The sequence below is a fragment of the Stenotrophomonas sp. 169 genome (assembly GCF_014621775.1).
GTDB lineage: Bacteria > Pseudomonadota > Gammaproteobacteria > Xanthomonadales > Xanthomonadaceae > Stenotrophomonas.
Map to the genome: position 1 here is coordinate 2,722,962 of NZ_CP061204.1, position 18,231 is coordinate 2,741,192.

General features: G+C 64.7%; 15 protein-coding genes, 5 tRNA genes and 1 pseudogene. 2 read left to right on the forward strand and 19 right to left on the reverse strand.

Annotation, left to right across the window (positions count from 1 at the left end):
* Positions 1-370: 370 nt before the first annotated feature.
* A complete protein-coding gene (locus ICJ04_RS11885; RefSeq protein WP_223202873.1) occupies positions 371-1,405 on the reverse strand; it encodes a DUF262 domain-containing protein in 1,035 nt (344 codons plus the stop codon).
* Positions 1,406-1,425: 20 nt separating this feature from the next.
* Positions 1,426-2,013 (reverse strand): hypothetical protein, encoded by a 588-nt coding sequence (locus ICJ04_RS11890; protein WP_188324453.1) that lies wholly within the window; start codon positions 2,011-2,013, stop codon positions 1,426-1,428.
* A 1,080-nt stretch (positions 2,014-3,093) separates the two neighbouring features.
* On the opposite strand from ICJ04_RS11890, the gene ICJ04_RS11895 reads away from it, so the two are divergent.
* A complete protein-coding gene (locus ICJ04_RS11895; protein WP_223202874.1) occupies positions 3,094-3,612 on the forward strand; it encodes an SOS response-associated peptidase in 519 nt (172 codons plus the stop codon).
* A 152-nt stretch (positions 3,613-3,764) separates the two neighbouring features.
* Here the strand turns inward: ICJ04_RS11895 and ICJ04_RS11900 are convergent.
* Together ICJ04_RS11900 and ICJ04_RS11905 are read right to left on the reverse strand one after the other, a co-directional pair.
* Positions 3,765-4,196 (reverse strand): annotated as a pseudogene (locus ICJ04_RS11900) (DNA adenine methylase); the annotation flags it as partial.
* 144 nt (positions 4,197-4,340) lie between these two features.
* The gene (locus ICJ04_RS11905) at positions 4,341-4,538 is read right to left on the reverse strand and encodes a hypothetical protein (protein ID WP_188324454.1); all 198 of its coding nucleotides are present in this window, start codon (positions 4,536-4,538) and stop codon (positions 4,341-4,343) included.
* On the opposite strand from ICJ04_RS11905, the gene ICJ04_RS11910 reads away from it, so the two are divergent.
* Positions 4,524-4,706, forward strand: a complete 183-nt coding sequence (locus ICJ04_RS11910) for a hypothetical protein (protein WP_188324455.1) — start codon at positions 4,524-4,526, stop codon at positions 4,704-4,706. The genes ICJ04_RS11905 and ICJ04_RS11910 overlap by 15 nt on opposite strands.
* Positions 4,707-4,862: 156 nt before the next feature.
* On the opposite strand, the gene ICJ04_RS11915 is transcribed toward ICJ04_RS11910, so the two are convergent.
* The 15 genes from ICJ04_RS11915 to ICJ04_RS11985 all read right to left on the reverse strand — a co-directional run bounded on the left by ICJ04_RS11915 (position 4,863) and on the right by ICJ04_RS11985 (position 18,229).
* Positions 4,863-4,936, reverse strand: a tRNA-Cys gene (locus ICJ04_RS11915).
* Between the two features lie 67 nt (positions 4,937-5,003).
* A tRNA-Gly gene (locus ICJ04_RS11920) sits at positions 5,004-5,079 on the reverse strand.
* A 154-nt stretch (positions 5,080-5,233) separates the two neighbouring features.
* A tRNA-Gly gene (locus ICJ04_RS11925) sits at positions 5,234-5,309 on the reverse strand.
* Between the two features lie 154 nt (positions 5,310-5,463).
* Positions 5,464-5,539: transfer RNA gene (locus ICJ04_RS11930), tRNA-Gly, on the reverse strand.
* A gap of 87 nt (positions 5,540-5,626) precedes the next feature.
* Positions 5,627-5,702, reverse strand: a tRNA-Gly gene (locus ICJ04_RS11935).
* 48 nt (positions 5,703-5,750) lie between these two features.
* The gene (pgsA, locus tag ICJ04_RS11940) at positions 5,751-6,374 is read right to left on the reverse strand and encodes a CDP-diacylglycerol--glycerol-3-phosphate 3-phosphatidyltransferase (protein ID WP_188324456.1); all 624 of its coding nucleotides are present in this window, start codon (positions 6,372-6,374) and stop codon (positions 5,751-5,753) included.
* A gap of 9 nt (positions 6,375-6,383) precedes the next feature.
* Positions 6,384-8,225 (reverse strand): excinuclease ABC subunit UvrC, encoded by a 1,842-nt coding sequence (uvrC, locus tag ICJ04_RS11945; RefSeq protein WP_188324457.1) that lies wholly within the window; start codon positions 8,223-8,225, stop codon positions 6,384-6,386.
* On the reverse strand, positions 8,222-9,634 hold the full coding sequence (locus ICJ04_RS11950) for a hypothetical protein (RefSeq protein WP_188324458.1): 1,413 nt from the start codon (positions 9,632-9,634) through the stop codon (positions 8,222-8,224). Before ICJ04_RS11950 ends, uvrC begins: the two co-directional genes overlap by 4 nt.
* A 64-nt stretch (positions 9,635-9,698) precedes the next feature.
* Positions 9,699-10,469 carry a 3-deoxy-manno-octulosonate cytidylyltransferase gene (gene kdsB / locus ICJ04_RS11955; protein WP_188324459.1) on the reverse strand — a complete coding sequence of 257 codons (771 nt, stop codon included), beginning with the start codon at positions 10,467-10,469 and terminating at the stop codon, positions 9,699-9,701.
* A gap of 34 nt (positions 10,470-10,503) precedes the next feature.
* Positions 10,504-11,523: a tetraacyldisaccharide 4'-kinase gene (gene lpxK / locus ICJ04_RS11960; RefSeq protein ID WP_188324460.1), complete on the reverse strand. Its 1,020-nt coding sequence runs from the start codon at positions 11,521-11,523 to the stop codon at positions 10,504-10,506.
* A complete protein-coding gene (msbA, locus tag ICJ04_RS11965; RefSeq protein WP_188324461.1) occupies positions 11,523-13,271 on the reverse strand; it encodes a lipid A export permease/ATP-binding protein MsbA in 1,749 nt (582 codons plus the stop codon). Before msbA ends, lpxK begins: the two co-directional genes overlap by 1 nt.
* Positions 13,268-13,690 (reverse strand): biopolymer transporter ExbD, encoded by a 423-nt coding sequence (locus ICJ04_RS11970; RefSeq protein ID WP_188324462.1) that lies wholly within the window; start codon positions 13,688-13,690, stop codon positions 13,268-13,270. The genes msbA and ICJ04_RS11970 overlap by 4 nt, the downstream gene beginning before the upstream one ends.
* Before the next feature lie 3 nt (positions 13,691-13,693).
* The gene (locus tag ICJ04_RS11975) at positions 13,694-14,371 is read right to left on the reverse strand and encodes a MotA/TolQ/ExbB proton channel family protein (RefSeq protein ID WP_188324463.1); all 678 of its coding nucleotides are present in this window, start codon (positions 14,369-14,371) and stop codon (positions 13,694-13,696) included.
* Positions 14,372-14,374: 3 nt separating this feature from the next.
* Positions 14,375-16,816, reverse strand: a complete 2,442-nt coding sequence (locus ICJ04_RS11980; protein ID WP_188324464.1) for a DNA internalization-related competence protein ComEC/Rec2 — start codon at positions 16,814-16,816, stop codon at positions 14,375-14,377.
* 66 nt (positions 16,817-16,882) lie between these two features.
* A complete protein-coding gene (locus ICJ04_RS11985) occupies positions 16,883-18,229 on the reverse strand; it encodes a HAMP domain-containing sensor histidine kinase (RefSeq protein ID WP_188324465.1) in 1,347 nt (448 codons plus the stop codon).
* Positions 18,230-18,231: the final 2 nt, after the last annotated feature.

Consider the following 18,231-nt stretch of genomic DNA (forward strand, 5'->3'; position numbering starts at 1 on the left):
CCTGCGTCCATGAGGAAAATTGCGAAGTTCTGCCCATATGTGCCATGGATCGCACGTAGCCACCAAGGACAGAAGATGGCGCGAAGCGCGGGGCCAGAGAAGACGCCGCATTGGCCACCATCCATGCGGCAATAGGCAGCATGCGACACGCGCCAAGACCACAGATCGAAGCACCCGGTCGGACCGAAGACATAAAAAAAGCCCTGATCAAGATCAGGGCTTCAGTCTGGAGGCCTGGGTCGGAACTGAACCGGCGTACGCGGCTTTGCAGGCCGTAACGCCAGCTTATTTTTCAGAGACTTATGGCCAATTGACACCCATTCTGCCACGCCCCCATCAATCTATTTCATCGGACCGACCGATGCACGTCTTAGTAGCAAAGCACCGTGCGGAGGTACTCGTCGCGAAGCTGGCGCGCTTTAGTGCTGTTGACACCTTCAGCCGCGGCGAGCTTGTAATCTGCCGGCAGATCGGCTTCAAAACGACCAAGATTTACCTGCACGCGATCGCTATCTAGTGCTACCCCTTCTCTTCTCAACGCGGCAATGACCACCAGCAGGGAAAATACGTTGGCCTTGTTCAGCCAATAAGATTTGGTCTTGAACCCAAGTGAAAGTAGAAAGTTTGCCGACTCCTCTATGAGTCCTACCACCTCATCCCGCTGCTCGAACGAAAGCGCAAAATCATCCAGCAAGTCGGTCGCTTTCTCGTTTCTATTGAAGTAGCCGCCTAAGAGCGTAGCCATCACGTTAAGAACATGCATCAAGTTCGTTTTTCGTGCGATCTCTTGGTAGGTAAATACACCCTTCTCACTCATCAGCTTCTGGATCGATTTAACGCGCTGCACCTTGGCCCAGGCGTAAAACTCCGCTGTGATATTAGGATCTTCTCTGAAATCTTCGTCACGCGAGGGGACCAGGCTGACTTGATTAACGAGAAGCTTTGCGACCAGCATGAACTCGGACGTGGAATACTGGGAAGCCAATTTTTCGATAGACGTCAATGACGAGGATGTACGATTGATGCGTTGAAAAATCTCTTGAACTTTTGGGTCGTCATTTTCAAGATCAAGCTCGATCACAGGAACGTCGTATTTCAAAAATGCCGACTTCTCCTCATCCGCTAGGCTTGAAAAAGTCCGCCCACCCACTTCGAATTCTTCAGCCAAGAACATCTCTATAGCATTGCAACGCTGCTGCCCGTCAACAATGCAAGAGATAGTCGTCATCTCCTCGACGTCAACCTTCCCTTTCGAAATAAATATCTGGGGAAAAGGATATCCTTTCAGTATAGTTTCAATAAATTCGCGCTTGTGCACATCACGCCAAACCAAATTTCGCTGGAAATATGCATCTGGCACAAGCCTCCCAGCCCTAATATCGTTAACAAGATTCAGCAAGGACATCGACCTAACTCGATACTCAATCACCGCACAACTCCTTTGGCCCTACGCCCCTGAATGACCGACCTTTGCTTGGTTTCGAAAAAACGCTCTGACAAATAGATCATCGCAGAAATAGATTTAAACGCCTTACTATGATCAGAGCTGAGGCGCCCAAAGAAGTTTGACCAATCAGCACGCATAGGAGATACCGGCATAAAGTCGGGATTGAGCATACCCTTGGTTAGGTAGCTAAGATATTGCTCACGATAACTGACCCCCTTTACGAGAGGAAAGCTGGAGCGGATGGAGTAGTTTCGAGTCAAGTTCGCAACTGCCTCCATGTACCTCACAAAAAGACCGGCGTCTATGATGGCCAAATCCAAATCAGACGTACCTGACGCGAATGGAGTGCCTTTGTGAACGCTGACCCCGATCTTGGCGGATCCGCACACATGAATGGACGATATCGGCACTCCCCACTTATCTGACACGGAATTAAGAATGTCAAACTGCAAATCTTCTTGCCCAACAAACGCCATTGTCGGGTAGGTTAGAAAAACTTTTCTAGCGATCATGCCCGGCTCGACTTTTCCAGCGAGACCCGCATCAATCGCGGCGATATGATCCATGCCGTCAACCCACTAAGCTTCCCTACACTGCGCGAATGTTGAATGAAAGGCCTGCTTTCCGCAATGGTCGCCTCACCTGGTACCCACGCGCTGAATGAAGCGGGCCATCGCCGCAAGCGATCAAGCGAAGAGGGGGCCTCCGCCGAATTGGCGAAAGGCTTAGAAGCCTGCGTAACTTTATAGAGAAATCAACACCTTAACGCCTTTACATTTCAGGATTCGCTATGGCGAGAAGCTTGGAGGGCAGGGAGCGCCCTCGGCGCTTTCTGGAGCTTGGCAGTACGCTGGACTGTATCCTTAGCGCACGCCCTATGGATGAACATATGCCCCTTCGCCTAGACAAGGTACTCTCGCGCCTTGAAGCGTGCGAGCTGGAATTGCAGGCCTCACGCGGCTACATCAAGGCGCTTGAGTACGGCCTGCACGCTGTCATCGGGTCTCATCCTGCGCCCGGTGCGCTCGCTGAGCTGTGGCTGCACGTGCTACCGGAAGTCGCCGACGTGCACGGCACAGACGCGACTGGTGCCCCCGCTGTTCGATGCAGCATTCCAACAGGCGCTGGCAAGCCTTTCGGATCACATTCAAGGGGCAGCAGGCCGGCAAGCTGGCAGCGCTGAGCAAGCCTACGGCGGACCGAGCACGTCGCGAGGATCCAGCTGCTTCCCCCTGCCACGTAATACGACGTGGTCCTGGATCCACTGCAGCTTGATTGCCACTCTCTTGCGCAGCGCACGCTCGTGCCGCAGAGCCCACAGCTCACAGCCGCGGCGGCCGGCCTCGAATGACGTGCACGGGCGCGTCAAGAGTGGCGTCTCAATGCCACTCTCCAGATATAGGTAAGCCAGCCAAGGTCCATCTATTCGCTGCTGCATGCTGGCCACGATCTCGCCGTGGAGGAACAACCCGGTCGGGAGCTTGTCCAGATGGCAGCGGGGCGCCCAGTGGAAATCCTCGGGCATAGGGGTGAGGGTCTTGGTGTCGGCGTCCATGGCCCAAAGGATAGGCTGGCGCAGTCTCATAGCCCGATACATCGGTGAAGCGTTCACCCCGGCGCCACCCTGCACGGCCTATGGTCCGCCCATGTGCGGCCGATTCGTCCAGACCCCCATCTTCAAGCCTGACCAACTCGGCCTGCCCGATCTGGCGCAGGCCCTGCTCGAGCTGCCGCCCAGCTACAACCTGGCGCCGACCCAGCGGTCGTCGGTCATCCTTGATCGCGGCACCGGCGGGCAGGTCACCCGCCTGGCATGCGGGCTCCTGCCCTTCTGGGCCAAGGCCACGAGCCTACGGGGCTCGACCATCAATGCCAGAATCGAGACTGTGGCCACGAAGCCGGCGTTCCGCGCTGCCTTCAAGAAGCGCCGCTGCGTGGTGCCAATGGCCGGAACCTACGAGTGGTCGGTCAACCCAGAAGACGGCAAGAAGGATCCGTGGTTCATCCACGCGGCCGGGCCGCTGCTGGCTGCCGGCTTGTGGGAGGACGCAGGCCCGCTGCTGGCCGAGGGCAACCTCGGCACCTTCACCGTCATTACCGGGGACAGCAGCGGCGTGTCGGCTGACATCCACGATCGCATGCCGGTGTGGCTGCAGCCGGGCTAGGTCGACGACTGGCTGGCCACCGGCCTCGAAGATGCCATGGCAATGCTACTGGCCAGCGAGCCCCTGCAATGGAGGCCTACCGGGTCAGCCGCACGGTGAATACCCCACGGAACAACGCCGAGCAGCTTCTGGAGCCGGTTGCCTGAAGGGGCTCAGCCCCACATCGGCAGTTGATCGTCCTCCCAGGACTTGATGATGAGCTCCCCCGACTTCTTCCCCGTTGCCTGCCGGATCTGGGGGTGATCATTGATCGAGAGCACCGCCCTGCCCTTCATGGCCCGCATGAGGCTGGCCATCTCCTCGTACTGCTCCATCCCGAAGTCGACCCCGTACCCTTCCGTCTGCCAATACGGCGGATCCAAATAGAAGAGCGTCCCGGCGCGGTCGTAGCGCCGCACACACTCTTGCCACGGCAAATGCTCGATCACGACGTTGGCCAAGCGGATGTGGACGGCGCTGAGCTCCTCTTCGATCCGCAACAGGTTGAGGCGCGGACCACCGCTGGCCACCAAGCCGAACGACTGCCCTTGCACCTTGCCGCCGAATGCCAGCTTCTGCAGATAGTAGAACCGCGCCGCTCGCTGCCGGGCCTTGGCTGCCACTCCCTTCCCCGTCGAATCGCCGGTGACCACCACGGCGTCATACGGCGGCGCGCTGCGCATCTGCACGCTCTCGGTCACCATGTAGTCTTTCTGCAGTACGTGATCCGGCGCGACTTCCTTCCAGAGTCAGGGACCGGCCGGGCAAGGGCTGCCGATCGGCAGCCTTGCGAGCACCGCCCGCAGCAGTTTGTTGTCGTGGACGGACACATGTTGGACGCTGCGGTACTCGCTGACCTCGGCACGAAAATCCTTCGCAGCTGAATTGGTGTTGGCCAACTCTTCGCGCACTATGCCGCGATCGAGCAGCGCTTGCAGACGACGCACGTACTCGATGTACTGGCCGACAAGGACGATCTGCTGTCGATAAGCCAACACGTCAACTTGGGCAACGCCGCCTGCAAGGCCACGCCGCAGGCGCTGAGCGAACGCGGCGCCCGCACGCGCCCTGCGCTGTTGGCACTGGGTACGATGCCGGGCGCAGAGGGCTGGTAGAACGGCCGGTAGAGCCGACTTCAGTCGGCTGCCGTTGCGGCTGCTGCGATGTCGGACGGCAGCGGACTGAAGTCCGCTCTACCAGGCGGGTTTACACGGGGTCCGTCGCAGATTCCAGACATAAAAAAAGCCCTGATCAAGATCAGGGCTTTAGTCTGGAGGCCTGGGTCGGAATTGAACCGGCGTACGCGGCTTTGCAGGCCGCTGCATAACCACTCTGCCACCAGGCCGGTGTACAGCAACCAAGGATGCGAGACCCTGGTAAGACGAAGTTCCGTGTTGGAACCTGTCGGGATTTGGAGCGGGAAACGAGACTCGAACTCGCGACCTCAACCTTGGCAAGGTTGCGCTCTACCAACTGAGCTATTCCCGCGTGAGGCCGACATGCTACCGGATGACCCGGGACCACACCAGCGTTTTTCACGCTTCAACACATCGTTTTTCCGTTGCAGGACGCTGACTAGCACCGCTGCCCCGCGTAGCCAGCGCGGGAGAAAAACAAAGCCCCTTCCGGGGCCCGGTGAAACTGGAGCGGGAAACGAGACTCGAACTCGCGACCTCAACCTTGGCAAGGTTGCGCTCTACCAACTGAGCTATTCCCGCGTTTTCTTCGACCTGCGCCGAAGAAGCGATATTGTGTCTAAAAACCTTCATCTCGTCAAGCCTGTTCATCTGCAATCGAACAGTCCGGATGCTGGTTTTCCAGCGCGGGATGCAGGCAAAAAAAAGAAGCCACGTGGGCTTCTTTTCGAAAACCTGGAGCGGGAAACGAGACTCGAACTCGCGACCTCAACCTTGGCAAGGTTGCGCTCTACCAACTGAGCTATTCCCGCTTGGGAGGCGGCATTCTACAGCAGCCAGCGCAGGAGTCAAGAAACGCGAAAACAAAAAAAGAGGCCTTTCGGCCTCTTTTCAGATTCTGGAGCGGGAAACGAGACTCGAACTCGCGACCTCAACCTTGGCAAGGTTGCGCTCTACCAACTGAGCTATTCCCGCTTGGGAGGCGGCATTTTACCTGTCTTCACATCGGTGTCAACAGGCTCGTCAGCCGCCTTTCTTCAATCGCGCCCGTTCGCGTGCCGCGCGTTCATCGGCGCGCAGGCTCGGCCAGGCGGCATGCAGATACTGCAGGCCCGAATACAGCGTCAGCATGGCGGCGATCGCCAGGGTCCAGTCGCCGATATGGAACACCGGCGGGCCCATCCAGATCGACTCGACCGGGGTGTTGGGCGCTACGGAATACAGCAGGCACAGCAAGGCCACCATCTGCGCGGTGGTCTTGACCTTGCCGATCATCGCCACGCGCACCTTCGCGCGCTGGCCCAGTTCCGCCATCCACTCGCGCAGCGCGGACACGGCGATTTCTCGGCCGACGATCACCGCCGCCCAGAAGGCCATCCACGGGGTCGGGTGCCCCTGCACGATCAGGAACAGCGCCACGGCCACCATCAGCTTGTCAGCCACCGGGTCCAGGAACGCGCCGAACGCCGATTCCAGCTTGTAGCGCCGCGCGATCCAGCCATCCAGCCAGTCGGTGATCGCTGCCAAGCCGAACAGGGCCGCCGAGGCGAAGTTCGTCCATGTATAGGGAAGATAGAACACCAGCACCAGCACCGGGATCATCAGGATCCGCAGCAGTGTCAGCCAGGTGGGGAGGGTCAACGTCATCAGATCTCTCTACTCGCCCGCCGCATTCGGCTCGGGCAGTCCATGAAGGTTAGCGTAGATACGGGCAGCGAGGGCATCGTTGATGCCCTCGACCTTGGCTATTTCCGACTCGCCTGCCGCCTTCAGGCCGACCAGTCCGCCAAAATGCTTGAGCAGGCTGGCCCGCCGCCGTGGGCCGATGCCGGCGATATCTTCCAGTTTGCTGGTCATCCGCGCTTTCTGGCGGCGGCCGCGATGGCCGGTGATGGCGAAGCGGTGCGCCTCATCGCGCACCTGCTGGATGAACTGCAGGGCTGGCGAGGCTGCGCCCGGGCGCAGCTCGCGACCGTCGGGCAGCACCAGCGCTTCGTGTCCGGCGCGGCGTTCCGCCCCCTTGGCCACGCCCACCAGCAGCACGCCTTCCACGCCCAGGTCGGCCAGCGCTTCCTGCGCCTGGGTGAGCTGGCCAGCACCACCGTCGATCAACAGCACATCCGGCAGCACGCCCTGCTCTTCCACCGCCCGGCGGAAGCGTCGGTCGATGGCCTGGCGCATGGCCGCATAGTCATCCCCCGGCTCGATGCCGGTGATGTTGAAACGGCGATACTGCGCTTTCACTGGACCGGCGGCGTCGAACACCACGCACGATGCCACCGTAGCCTCGCCCATGGTGTGGCTGATATCGAAACATTCCACCCGCTTCACCGGCTCGGCCAGGCCCAGCATCTCGCGCACGGCCTCGCTGCGCGCGTGCTGCGAATCCCGGCTGTTGAGCTCGGTGGCCAAGGTCAACTGCGCATTGCGGCTGGCCAGTTCCAGATACCCCGCGCGTTCGCCGCGGACGTTCCACTTCAACTGCACCTTGTGCTCGGCGGAGGCGGACAACGCCACCTCCAGCAGGGACGCATCGGGAATTTCGCGGTCCAGCAGGATCTCGCGCGGCGGCTGGAATTCCACGTAGTACTGCGATACGAACGCGCCCAGCACTTCGTCCGGGCTGTCTTCGCCATTGGTGCGCGGGAAGAACGGCCGCGTGCCCATGTTGCGGCCATCACGGAACGCCAGCAGCATCACGCAGGCCTGCGCTCCGCGCGTGGCCACCGCCAGCACGTCCAGGTCGGCCGCGCGGCCATCGACATATTGCCGGGTCTGCATGCTGCGCAGCGATTTGACCAGGTCACGCAACCGCGCGGCCTGTTCGAATTCCAGCGACTCGCTGGCGGCCTGCATCTGTTCGCCCAGCTCGCGGGTCAGGTCATCACTCTTGCCTTCCAGGAACATGGACGCCCGGCGCACCGATTCGGCGTAGTCCTCGGCCGGCACCAGCTCTACGCACGGCGCACTGCAGCGACCGATCTGATACTGCAGGCAGGGCCGCGAGCGGTTGCGGAACACGCTGTCTTCGCAGCTGCGCAGCTTGAACAGCTTGTGCATCAGGTTCAGCGTTTCGCGCACGGCGGTGACGCCGGGATACGGGCCAAAGTAGCGGCCCGGCACCGCGCGCGGGCCGCGGTGCAGCGCAATGCGTGGCCACTGCTCGCGGGTCAGCAGGACATGCGGATAGGTCTTGTCATCGCGCAGCGACACGTTGTAACGCGGCGACAGCGATTTGATCAGCTGGTTTTCCAGCAGCAGCGCTTCGCCTTCCGAGCGCGTGACCGTTACGTCCATCCTGACGATCTGCGACAGCATCGACATGATGCGTGCGTTCTTCGGGCTGCCGTTGAAGTAGCTGCCGACGCGGTTGCGCAGCGCACGCGCCTTGCCCACGTACAGCAGCGCATCGTCGGCACCGTACATGCGGTAGACGCCGGGCGCGGTACTCAAGGCAGCGGCGAACGCCTTGCCATCAAAAGCGGGTACTTCGTTCATTCGGTGATCGGCACTTCGCTCAGCACGCCACTGGCGGGGTCCAGACGCAGCACGGCATGTGCATCGGTTTCGGCGATCCATACCGCGCCTGCGCCGGCCGCCAGCCCCGCCGGCCCATGCAGCCGCCGTGGCAGCGCCTGGGTCAGCAGCTCGCCACCGCCCAGCCGCAGCGTGCGCAGCCGCCCGTTGCCGGTATCGGCGATCCACAGCAGCGGCGCATCCGGGCTCAGTGCGATGGCCTGCGGGAACTGCAGGCTGGCCTGCTCGCGCGGGCCGTCCTCGGCACCGTGGCTCCACATGCCCTGCCCCACCAGCGTCTGCACCAGGTCACCGCGCAACTGCAGCGACCGGACCGACGACCCCAGCGCATCGGCCACGTACAGTGCCTGCTGCACTACCGCCAGGGCGGTAGGCTGGGCAAACGCCGCCACGTTTCCGGCGCCGTCGCGCTGATCGATGATCCCGCTCCCGGCGCGCCGCTGCAGGCGTCGCTGGCCGAGGTGATAGCTCCATATCCGGTTGTCACCGGCCATGGCGATGTGCAGTTCGTTGTCGGCCAGAGCAAGGCCGATGGGGTGATTGAGCTGCGAGGACCGCGGATCGCTCAGCTCGCCCTCCACCGGCTCGCCGCAGCGCCCGTTGCCACACAACGTGTCGACCTGGCCGGTGATGATGTTGATGCGCCGCAGGGCATGGTTGCCGGTATCGGCGACGTACAGGCATTCACGCTCCACCACCAAGGCCTGCGGGCGGTTGAACGCCGCCTCCTGCGCGCCGCCATCCATCAGGTCGGCGGTGCCTTGGCCGAACTGGCGCAGCACACGGCCGCCATGGCTGCATTCGAGGATGCGGTGGTGTCCCGTGTCGGCGATGTACAGCCGCTCGGTGGTTACCGCCAGGCCGGTGGGAAAGCACAGCGGCACGCGGGGCTCTGGATTCAACTCACGCAGCGGCGCGATATCGGCGGCCTGCGCGCCAGCACACAGCTCGTTCAGGCAGCGATCCAGCTCGCCGGGCTGCCCCAGTCCGACCAGTCGGCCACTCTCGCGGCCATAGACATCCATCATCACCATCGTCGGCCACGCGGTCACGCCGAACCGGCGCCAGCCATCCCAATCGCTGTCGAGCAGTGCGATCGAGCTCAGCCCTTGCCGCCGTAGCAGCTTCAGCGATGCCGCCTGGTCCCGTTCGAAATCGAAGCGCGGCACCTGCAGTACCAGCACCTGCAGGCGGCCCGGGTTGCGCGACTGCCAGTTGGCCACTTCGGCCAGACGCTGCGCGCACCAGACCGACGCCGCGTTGACGAACAGCAGCGCCAGCGGTCGGCCACGCAGTTCGCTCAAGGTGGCCGGCGCAGCATTCAGCCACGTGGCGAATTCGGGGAGATCCTGGACGGGTTGGGCATTCATGCGCTGATTATGCCGGAGACCGTGTCATGCAATCGTTGTGCCCCCAGACCCTGCCGGCCAAGCCTCACGCCTGGCCGGCGGCCAGCAGTGCTTCGGCCCGCGCCAGGTCTTCCGGCGTATCGATGCCCGGCGGGAACGGGGCCGGTGACAACGCCACGCTGATCGGAAAACCTGCCTCCAGCACGCGCAGCTGCTCCAGATTCTCGACCTGCTCCAGCGTTCCCGGCGGCATCGCCGCGAACTGCTGCAGGAAGCGGGCGCGGTAGCCGTAGATGCCGATATGACGCAGCCAGCGGTGACCGTCCGGCAGCACCTCGCGGCTGCGCGCAAAGCCATCGCGGTGCCAGGCGATCGGCGCGCGGCTGAAGTACATCGCCTCGTTGCGCACGTTGCGTACCAGCTTGACCACGTTGGGGTCGAACAGGGTTTCGGCGTCCTCCACAAGGGTCGCCAGGGTAGACATCGGTGCCTGGCCATCGCCCAGCGCCTCGGCCACGGCGCGGATGCCGGCTGCCGGCGCGAAGGGCTCATCGCCCTGCAGGTTGACCACCACCGTGTCATCGGCCCAGCCGGCGATCCGCGCGCACTCGGCCAGCCGGTCGGTTCCCGATGCATGCGCGGCGTCAGTCATGGCCACGTTGACGTCGGCCAGCCCGCCCAGCGCATCGGCGATGCGCGTGTCATCGGTGGCGACCCAGACTTCGCGCGCACCGGCCAGCAGCGCGCGTCGCGCCACATGCAGCACCAGGGGCTCGCCACCCAGCAGCCGCAGCGGCTTGCCGGGCAGGCGCGATGCCGCATAGCGGGCGGGAATGGCGACGACGAAGTCAGTCATGGGAGCAGTCCTTTCAGGCAGTTCATGCGGCACATCAGCCCGCACGCAGTTTCTCGAGGCGATCGGTCAATGCCACCCAGAAGGCAGCAGGCAGGTCGGCCTGCAGCGGCACCGCGAAATGCCAGTCGTTGGCGAACGCGCGGCACTTCACCGCGTCTTTTTCGGTCATCAGGATCGGCAGCTCACTGCCGAAGCGCAGATCAGCGGCCTGGTAGGCGTGATGATCGGCGAAGGCATGCGGCACCACACCGATGCGCGCGGCACGCAGCATGTCGAAGAAGCGCTGCGGATTGGCGATGCCGGCCACCGCATGTACGCGCTGTCCGGCGAAATGAGAAAGTGCACGCAGGCGCCCCCCCACCAACGGCTGGGCGCTGTCGATGCGCAGGCTCATCGCCCATTGGCCGAAACCGCAGGCGCTTTCCGCTGCTTCACCGCTGCTTGAGCCGAGATTGACGACGCGGAAATCGCATTCCGACGCGCGGGCCACCGGCTCGCGCAAGGGGCCGGCAGGCAGCAGGCGGCCGTTGCCATAGCGACGCTGGGCGTCGATGACTTCGATCTCGATGTCGCGCGCCAGGCGGTAATGCTGAAGGCCGTCATCGCAGACGATGACATCGCAGCCGGCATCCACCAGGGCTTTGCCGGCAGCCACCCGATCACGGTCCACGCGTACCGGCGCGCCGGTTTTCCAGGCGATCAGCACCGGTTCGTCACCGCCCAGATCGGTGGGCGTATCGGCGTCCACCCAGCGCGCGGTCTCGGCCGCGTCGCGGCCATAGCCACGACTCGCCACGCCCGGCTTCCATCCCGCATCGCGCAGGCGCTGTACCAGCGCGATGGTCAGGGGCGTCTTGCCGGTGCCACCGGCGGTGATGTTGCCCACCACGATCACCGGCACCGGCAGGCTGTGCTGCTTCAGCCAGCCGCGCCGGAACAGCCGTCGACGCAGCCCGGTCACCGCCGCATACACGGGGCTGAGCAGGCGCATGCCGAACGGAATCGTCGAGCCGTCGTACCAGTAAACCGGTGTCTGCGTACCTTTGCCGGACATCAGGCCTGCCTTTCGCGGAACTGCATCTTGTACAGATGCTCGTACAGGCCACCCATCGCCAACAGTTCGACGTGGGTACCCCGTTCGACGATGCGTCCCTGGTCCATCACCAGCACCTGGTCTGCGTGCTCGATGGTGGACAGGCGGTGCGCGATCACCAGCGTGGTGCGGTCCGGCATCAGGCGCTGCAGGGCGTCCTGCACCAGCCGCTCGGATTCGTTGTCCAGTGCCGCAGTGGCCTCGTCCAGGATCAGGATAGGCGCATCACGCAGGATCGCGCGGGCGATCGCCAGGCGCTGGCGCTGGCCACCCGACAGCAGTGCACCGTTTTCGCCGACTGGCGTCTGCAGCTGCTGCGGCAGGCGGGCGATGAACTCCCAGGCGTTGGCTGCCTCTGCGGCGCTGCGGATCTGTTCTTCGCTGGCATCCATGCCGTAGGCGATGTTGGCCCCGATGGTGTCATCGAACAGCATCACCTTCTGCCCCACCATCGCCACCTGCCGACGCAGGTCGGCCAGCGGGTAGTCGTCCAGCGATACGCCATCCAGCGTGATGCGTCCGCCACTGGGCTCGTAGAAGCGCGGCACCAGGCGGATCAGGCTGGTCTTGCCACTGCCCGAGCGGCCGACCACGGCGGTCACCGTACCGGGTGCCGCGACGAAGCTGATGTCATCCAGCGCCGTGCCGGCATCTTCGCGATAACGCAGCATCACGTGCTCGAACGCCAGCTCGCCGCGCGCCCGGCCGATGTGCTGGTTGCCCTTGTCACGCTCCACCGGCATATCGAGGATGGAGAACAGACGTTCGGCGGCGGCCACGCCGCGCGAAATCGACGTCTGCACGCTGGTCAAGCGCCGCAGCGACGGAATGATGGCCATCATCGAGGTCATCAGGCCCATGAACTGGCCGGCATTGAGCTTGCCCACCAGCGCCTCGCGCGTGGCGACCCAGACGATCACTGCCAGCGCCAGCGCCGCCAGGAACTGCACGGTGCTGGAAGCGAACGCGCGCGTGGTCTCCACCTTCATGTTCAAGCCGAGCATGCGGTTGGCCAGCCGCGCATAGCGGCTGATCTCCAGCTGCTGCGTGCCATGCACCTTCACTTCCTGCTGTGCGGCCAGGGACTGTTCGGCCGTGGCCGCCATGGTGCCCATGCCGTCCTGGATGCCGCGACTGATGCGCCGGTAGCGCTTGCCCACGAAGGACACGATGACCCCGATAAGCGGCACCACCACCAGCATCGCCACGGTCACCTTGACACTCATCTGCAGCATCACCACCAGCATCGCGATGATGGTCAGGGTGTCGGCCACCAGCGTCTTCAGCGCATCCGCACTGGCCTGGGTGACCTGCTCGGTGTCGAAGTTCAGGCGACTGACCATCACCGGCGTGGCTTCGGTATCAAAGTGCGACGACGGCAGGTGCAGGTACTTGTCCAACACCTGCTCGCGCAGGTCGCGCACCACGCTGCGTCCGGTGCGTGCCAGCGTGTAATCGCTGACCAGCGTGGCCAGGCTGCGCATCATGAACAAGCCAAGGATGGTCAGCGGCAGGATCACCGCCATGCGCGGTTCCGGGTTGACGAAGCCCCGATTGACCAGCGGCTCCATCAGCTTGGTGAAGTGATAGCCGGCCAGGGCTTCAACCACCATGGCCACCACGGCAGCCACCATGAACACCCAATAGGCGCGTGTGTAGCCCAGCAGGCGTTTGTAGATCGGCCAGACGGGCGCGTGTGTGGAACTCATTGACGCACCTCGGGAGCGGTCGCGATGGAAATCCTGCGGAAGCCAAGCTGGCCCAGCGCATCCTGCGCGGTGACCACGGCCTGGTAGGGAGTACGTGCATCGGCGCGCAGCAGCACCGACTGCGTGCGGTCTTCACCGGCAACGCTGGCGATGGTCTGCTTGACCGACTCCACGTCGGTGCGCAGCACTTCCTGATCGTTGACGAAGTAACGGCCGTCGGCATTGATGAGAATGCTCAGCGCGCGCGGCGGCTCGCTGTTGGCCTGCTGGCTAGCATGCGGCAGCTGCACCTGCAGCGTGGACCGCGCATCGAAGGTGGTGGTGACCACGAAGAAGATGATCAGCACCAGGATCACGTCGATCAGCGGCACCAGGTCGATGTGCGGCTCATCGGCGGCACGGTCGTTGCGGATGCGCATCCGTCAGACCTTGGCCGGGGACGGCGCAGTGGGCGCGGTCGCCTGGCCGGCCGCGCGGGCAGCCGTCGCCAGTACGCTGGGACGCCCATCGAGCGCATCCAGCAGGGCGCTGGCTTCCTGCTCCATTTCGATCACGTAGCCGTTGATGCGGCCCTTGAAGTAACGGTGGAACATCAGCGCCGGGATGGCCACGATCATGCCGGTCGCCGTGCACACCAGTGCCTTGCCGATGCCACCGGCCAACTGGTTCACATCACCCACGCCGTGGTCGAGGATGCCCATGAACATCTGGATCATGCCGACCACCGTGCCCAGCAGGCCCAGCAGCGGGCCGGCCGAGGCGATGGTGCCCAGCGTGTTGAGGAAGCGCTCCATGCGATGGACGAGGAAGCGCCCGGTGTCTTCGATGCGCTCGCGGATCTGGTCGCGCGGTCGGTTGCGCGCATCCAGCGCGGCAGCCAGCAGAGCGCCCAGCGGCGAGTTTGCCCGCAGGGTCTGCAGGTGCGCTGGATCCAGCTTGCCGCGCGCGGCCCAGTTGCGCACATCCTGGCCCAGTCCCGGCGGCAGGACCTCGTTACGGCGCAGGGACCAGAAACGCTCCAGGACGATCGCCAAAGCCAACACACCCAACAGCAGCAGCGGCACCATTGGCCAGCCACCGGCCTTGACCAGTTCCCACACGTTTCAACCCTCCGGCCCAGCGGCCGCCTGTTTGTCCACCGATAGGATAGCAGCCGCCCGCGTCCGCCCCGCAGCATCCCACCAGCGGCCAGCATGCGCACGTTGTTCGCGCACCTGCAGGCCCTGCCCGCCCAGCCAGACGCGCACGGCGCCCGATTCGGCGGTGTTCAGCACTTCGGCCCCGACCGCGTGCCAACGCGCCACCACCTCTGCCCGCGGATGGCGGAAGCGGTTGCGATGACCAGCCGACACCAGCGCAAGCCGCGGCGACACCGCCGCCACCCAGGCGGCGCTGGACGACCCGGCACTGCCATGGTGCGGCACCAGCACCACCTGCGCGGCCAACGCCGCGCGGTCGCCGCGCAGAAGGGCCGCTTCGCTGGACGTGCCGATGTCACCGGCAAGCAGTACGGCCCCGTGCGCGGTGGCGATACGCAGCACGCAACTGCTCTCGTTCCCGCGCTCGGCATGGCGAGGTGCGGGATGAAGCACCTGCAGGTCCACGCCGTCCCAGTTCCAGCGCTGGCCACCGTGGCAGGGCGTGGCCACTGCGATGCCGGCCCCCAGCGGCGCCGACACGGGGACTTCGGGAAACGCCGCACGAACGCCAGGCAGTCCGCCCGCGTGGTCAGCGTCACCGTGGCTGAGCATCACCCGCTGCGGCGGCCCGGTGCCCAAGGCGCGCAGGGTTGGCACCACCACGCGTTCACCGGCATCGCTGCCTGCACCCGGTGGCCCGAGGTCGTACAGCAGCACATGGGTGGCCGTGCGCACCAGCACCGCCGTGCCTTGGCCGACGTCCATCACCAGCAGCTCCACCTCGCCCGCGGCCGGCGCGCCCCGCGATGGCCACAGCAGCGGCAGGCACAACAAGGGCGCCGCCAGCACGCCCCCCCGCCCCCGAGGCAGCAGCCACCAGAACACGCCCAGCAACGCCAGCGGCAAGGTCCAGCGCGGTGCTTCCGGCAGCCACCACACTGCCCCACTCCATTCAGACAGGGGCTGCAGCCAGCGCCAGCTCAGCGCGAAACTCCAGTCGGCCAGCTGCCACAACCACTGCCCCAGCCCAGCGTGGAGGGCCTCAAGCGCCGTGCCGAGCAGGGCCAGCGGCACCACCACCAGGCTCCACCACGGCACCACCGGCAGATTGACCAGCGGCCCGATCCGCGAGGCCTGGCCGAACAGACTGATCCCCAGCGGCAGCAGCGCCAGAGTGGCAACGCCCTGTGCAGCGAAAAACGGCTTGAGGATGCCGCGCAAGCCTCCCTCCGGCCGTCCACCACCGGGCAGGCACCACAGCAGCCACAGCACGCCACCAAAGCTGAGCCAGAAGCCAGCCACCAGCACCGACAGCGGCGCGACCAGCAGGGTGGCGAATGCGGCCAGCGCCAGCGACTGGCCCCAGGCCATGCGCCGTCGGCCGCAGCGCGCCAACGCCACCACCACGATCATCAAGGCCGTGCGTACCGTGGGCAGCGCCAGCCCCGCCACCAGCGCATAGCACGCTGCCCCGACTGCCGCAGCCAGCGCCACCGCGATAGGCCGCGGCAACAACATCGGCAGCAGGCGGGTACATCGCCACAGCAGGCTGGCCATCAGCGCGACACCGCCCGCCACCAGGCCCACGTGAAAGCCGGAGATGGCGATTAGATGGGTCAGGCCCAGCGCCCGCAGCTGCTCCCAGTCGGTGTCGGACAAGCCGCGCGTATCGCCAAGCGCCAAGGCAGCGATGAAGCGCGACGTCGGCCGCTGCAATGCCGCGCTGATGCGCGCGGACATCCGCTCGCGCCAGGCACCCAGCCCTGTGGACGGCGCGATCTCGCGCGCATTGCCGCCATCGCGCACGGACCCGGTTGCGGTGATACCCAGCAGCAAGGCATGTCGCTCGCCATCGAACCCACCGGGGTTGATCCGGCTGCGAGGTGCACGCAGGCGCAGCGGCAGCTGCCAGCGCGATCCCGCCTGCACGCTGTGGCGTTTTTCCTCCGCTGCCGGTTGCGTGGAGGGACGTGCCGAAGGCCGCGCGAACGGCGCGCTCCAGTAGACCTGCACCCGCCGCCCGCGCAATGCGACCGGCAGCTCAGGGCCGTCTGCGATGCGAAGCAGAAAGCGGCTGTACGTGGGGTGGTGCTCAGGCAGGTCGATGACGGTGCCGGTCAGCAGCTGGTCACGGGGGGGATCCTGTGGTGGCAGCTGCGCGGCCAAGGCCCAGTGGCCATGCATGGCCGCCCAGCCGCAGCCGATCAGCAGCATGCCCAACCATCGACCGCGCCAGCGCAGCAGCCAGAGCAGCAGGCCCACCGCGCATCCCGTCCAGGCGGCGGCGACGGGAGGCAGCGCCGGCAGCTGGCAGCATGCCGTAGCGCCGGCCACCAGCGCCGCCGCGCTGGACGTGCCCAACAGGCCCGGCGGCACGACGAGATGATCGCGGACCTGTCCCCCCATGCCGCCAGCATCGCGCGGCCGGTCGCCGGCTCATATCGGCGCAGTGCCCGACCGCGTGTCGGGGGATCAGTCGGGCCGACGCACCGTGCGGTGGAAGGCGATGCGGAAACTGGCACCGCCTCCCGGCGCCTCGCCCACCGAGACGGTTCCCTCATGGTGCTGGACGATTTCCTTCACCAGATGCAGGCCCAGCCCACTGCCACCGCCGGCGGCACGCAGCCGATGGAACGGCTCGAAAATAGCTTGACGATCATTCTCCGGCACACCGGCACCCTGGTCCGATACTTCCAGCGTCCCACGGCTGTCCAGGCTCACGCTGATGGTGCCGCGCCCCCCGCCGTGCACGATGGCGTTGTGCACCAGGTTGGCGAGCACACGCCCCAGCGCGATGCCATCACCGACGATCCACACCGGCTGTTCCGGTGCATCCACCTCGAAGCTGTAGCCCGCACCGATCACCAACGGCGCCAGTTCCGCCGCGGCCGTGCGCGCCAGCATCGCCAGATCGAGTGGCTGCAGTTTTTCCACGCTGCGGTCCAGGCGCTGCAGATCGAGCAGATGCTCAGCCACATTGCCCAGCCGCGCCACGTCGTTGAGCAGTTGCGCCTTCAGTGCGCCTTGCGGCAGCTGCGACAGGCGCGCCTGCACCACGGCGATCGGCACCCGCAGCTCATGGGCCGCATCCGCCAGGAACTTGTCACGGGCGGCATAGCCCTGCTGGACTTTGCCGATGGCATCGTTGAACGCACTGACCAGCGGCGCGATCTCGCTGCTGACCATCTGCGTATCCAGCCGTGCGCCTGCCTTGCCGATATCCAGTTGCTTGGCCTGCTGGGCGAGACGGCGCACCCCGCGCATCGCACGGTGGATCACCAGCGGCATGACCAGCAGAGTCACGACAATCAGCGGCAGGAAAAACCACGGTCCGATCAGCCGCAGCACCAGCAGCGCGCCCTCCCACATGCCGCCCTTGGGCTGCCCGCCGACCATGACCGTCAGCCGTCGGCCGTTCTCCTTGCTGATCATGATGCGGGCAGCATCCAGGTAGGGCGGCGTCAACGATCCCAGCTCGCTGTAGCCCACCCGCTCCAGGCGGGAGAGCAGTTCGCGATGGATCTCCGGCACCGCGCCCTCGGACAGGCGGTTGCCGCGTTCGTCCACCGCCACGAACCACAGGTTGCCGCCAGCGCGTGCATTGAGCGCGTCCCAGCGCGCACGGTCCAAGGTGATCGCCGTGCCATCCCCGTGCAGCGCTTCCACCACATCGTCGGAGATGAACATGTCCATCTGCACCGAATCCTGATCACCCCAGGTCAGGATCAACGCCATCACTGCGATGAGCACGGTGAACACCTGCGCCAGGCACACGCGCCACGCCAGGCCCAGGGAAATAGAGCGGATATCGGTGTTCATCC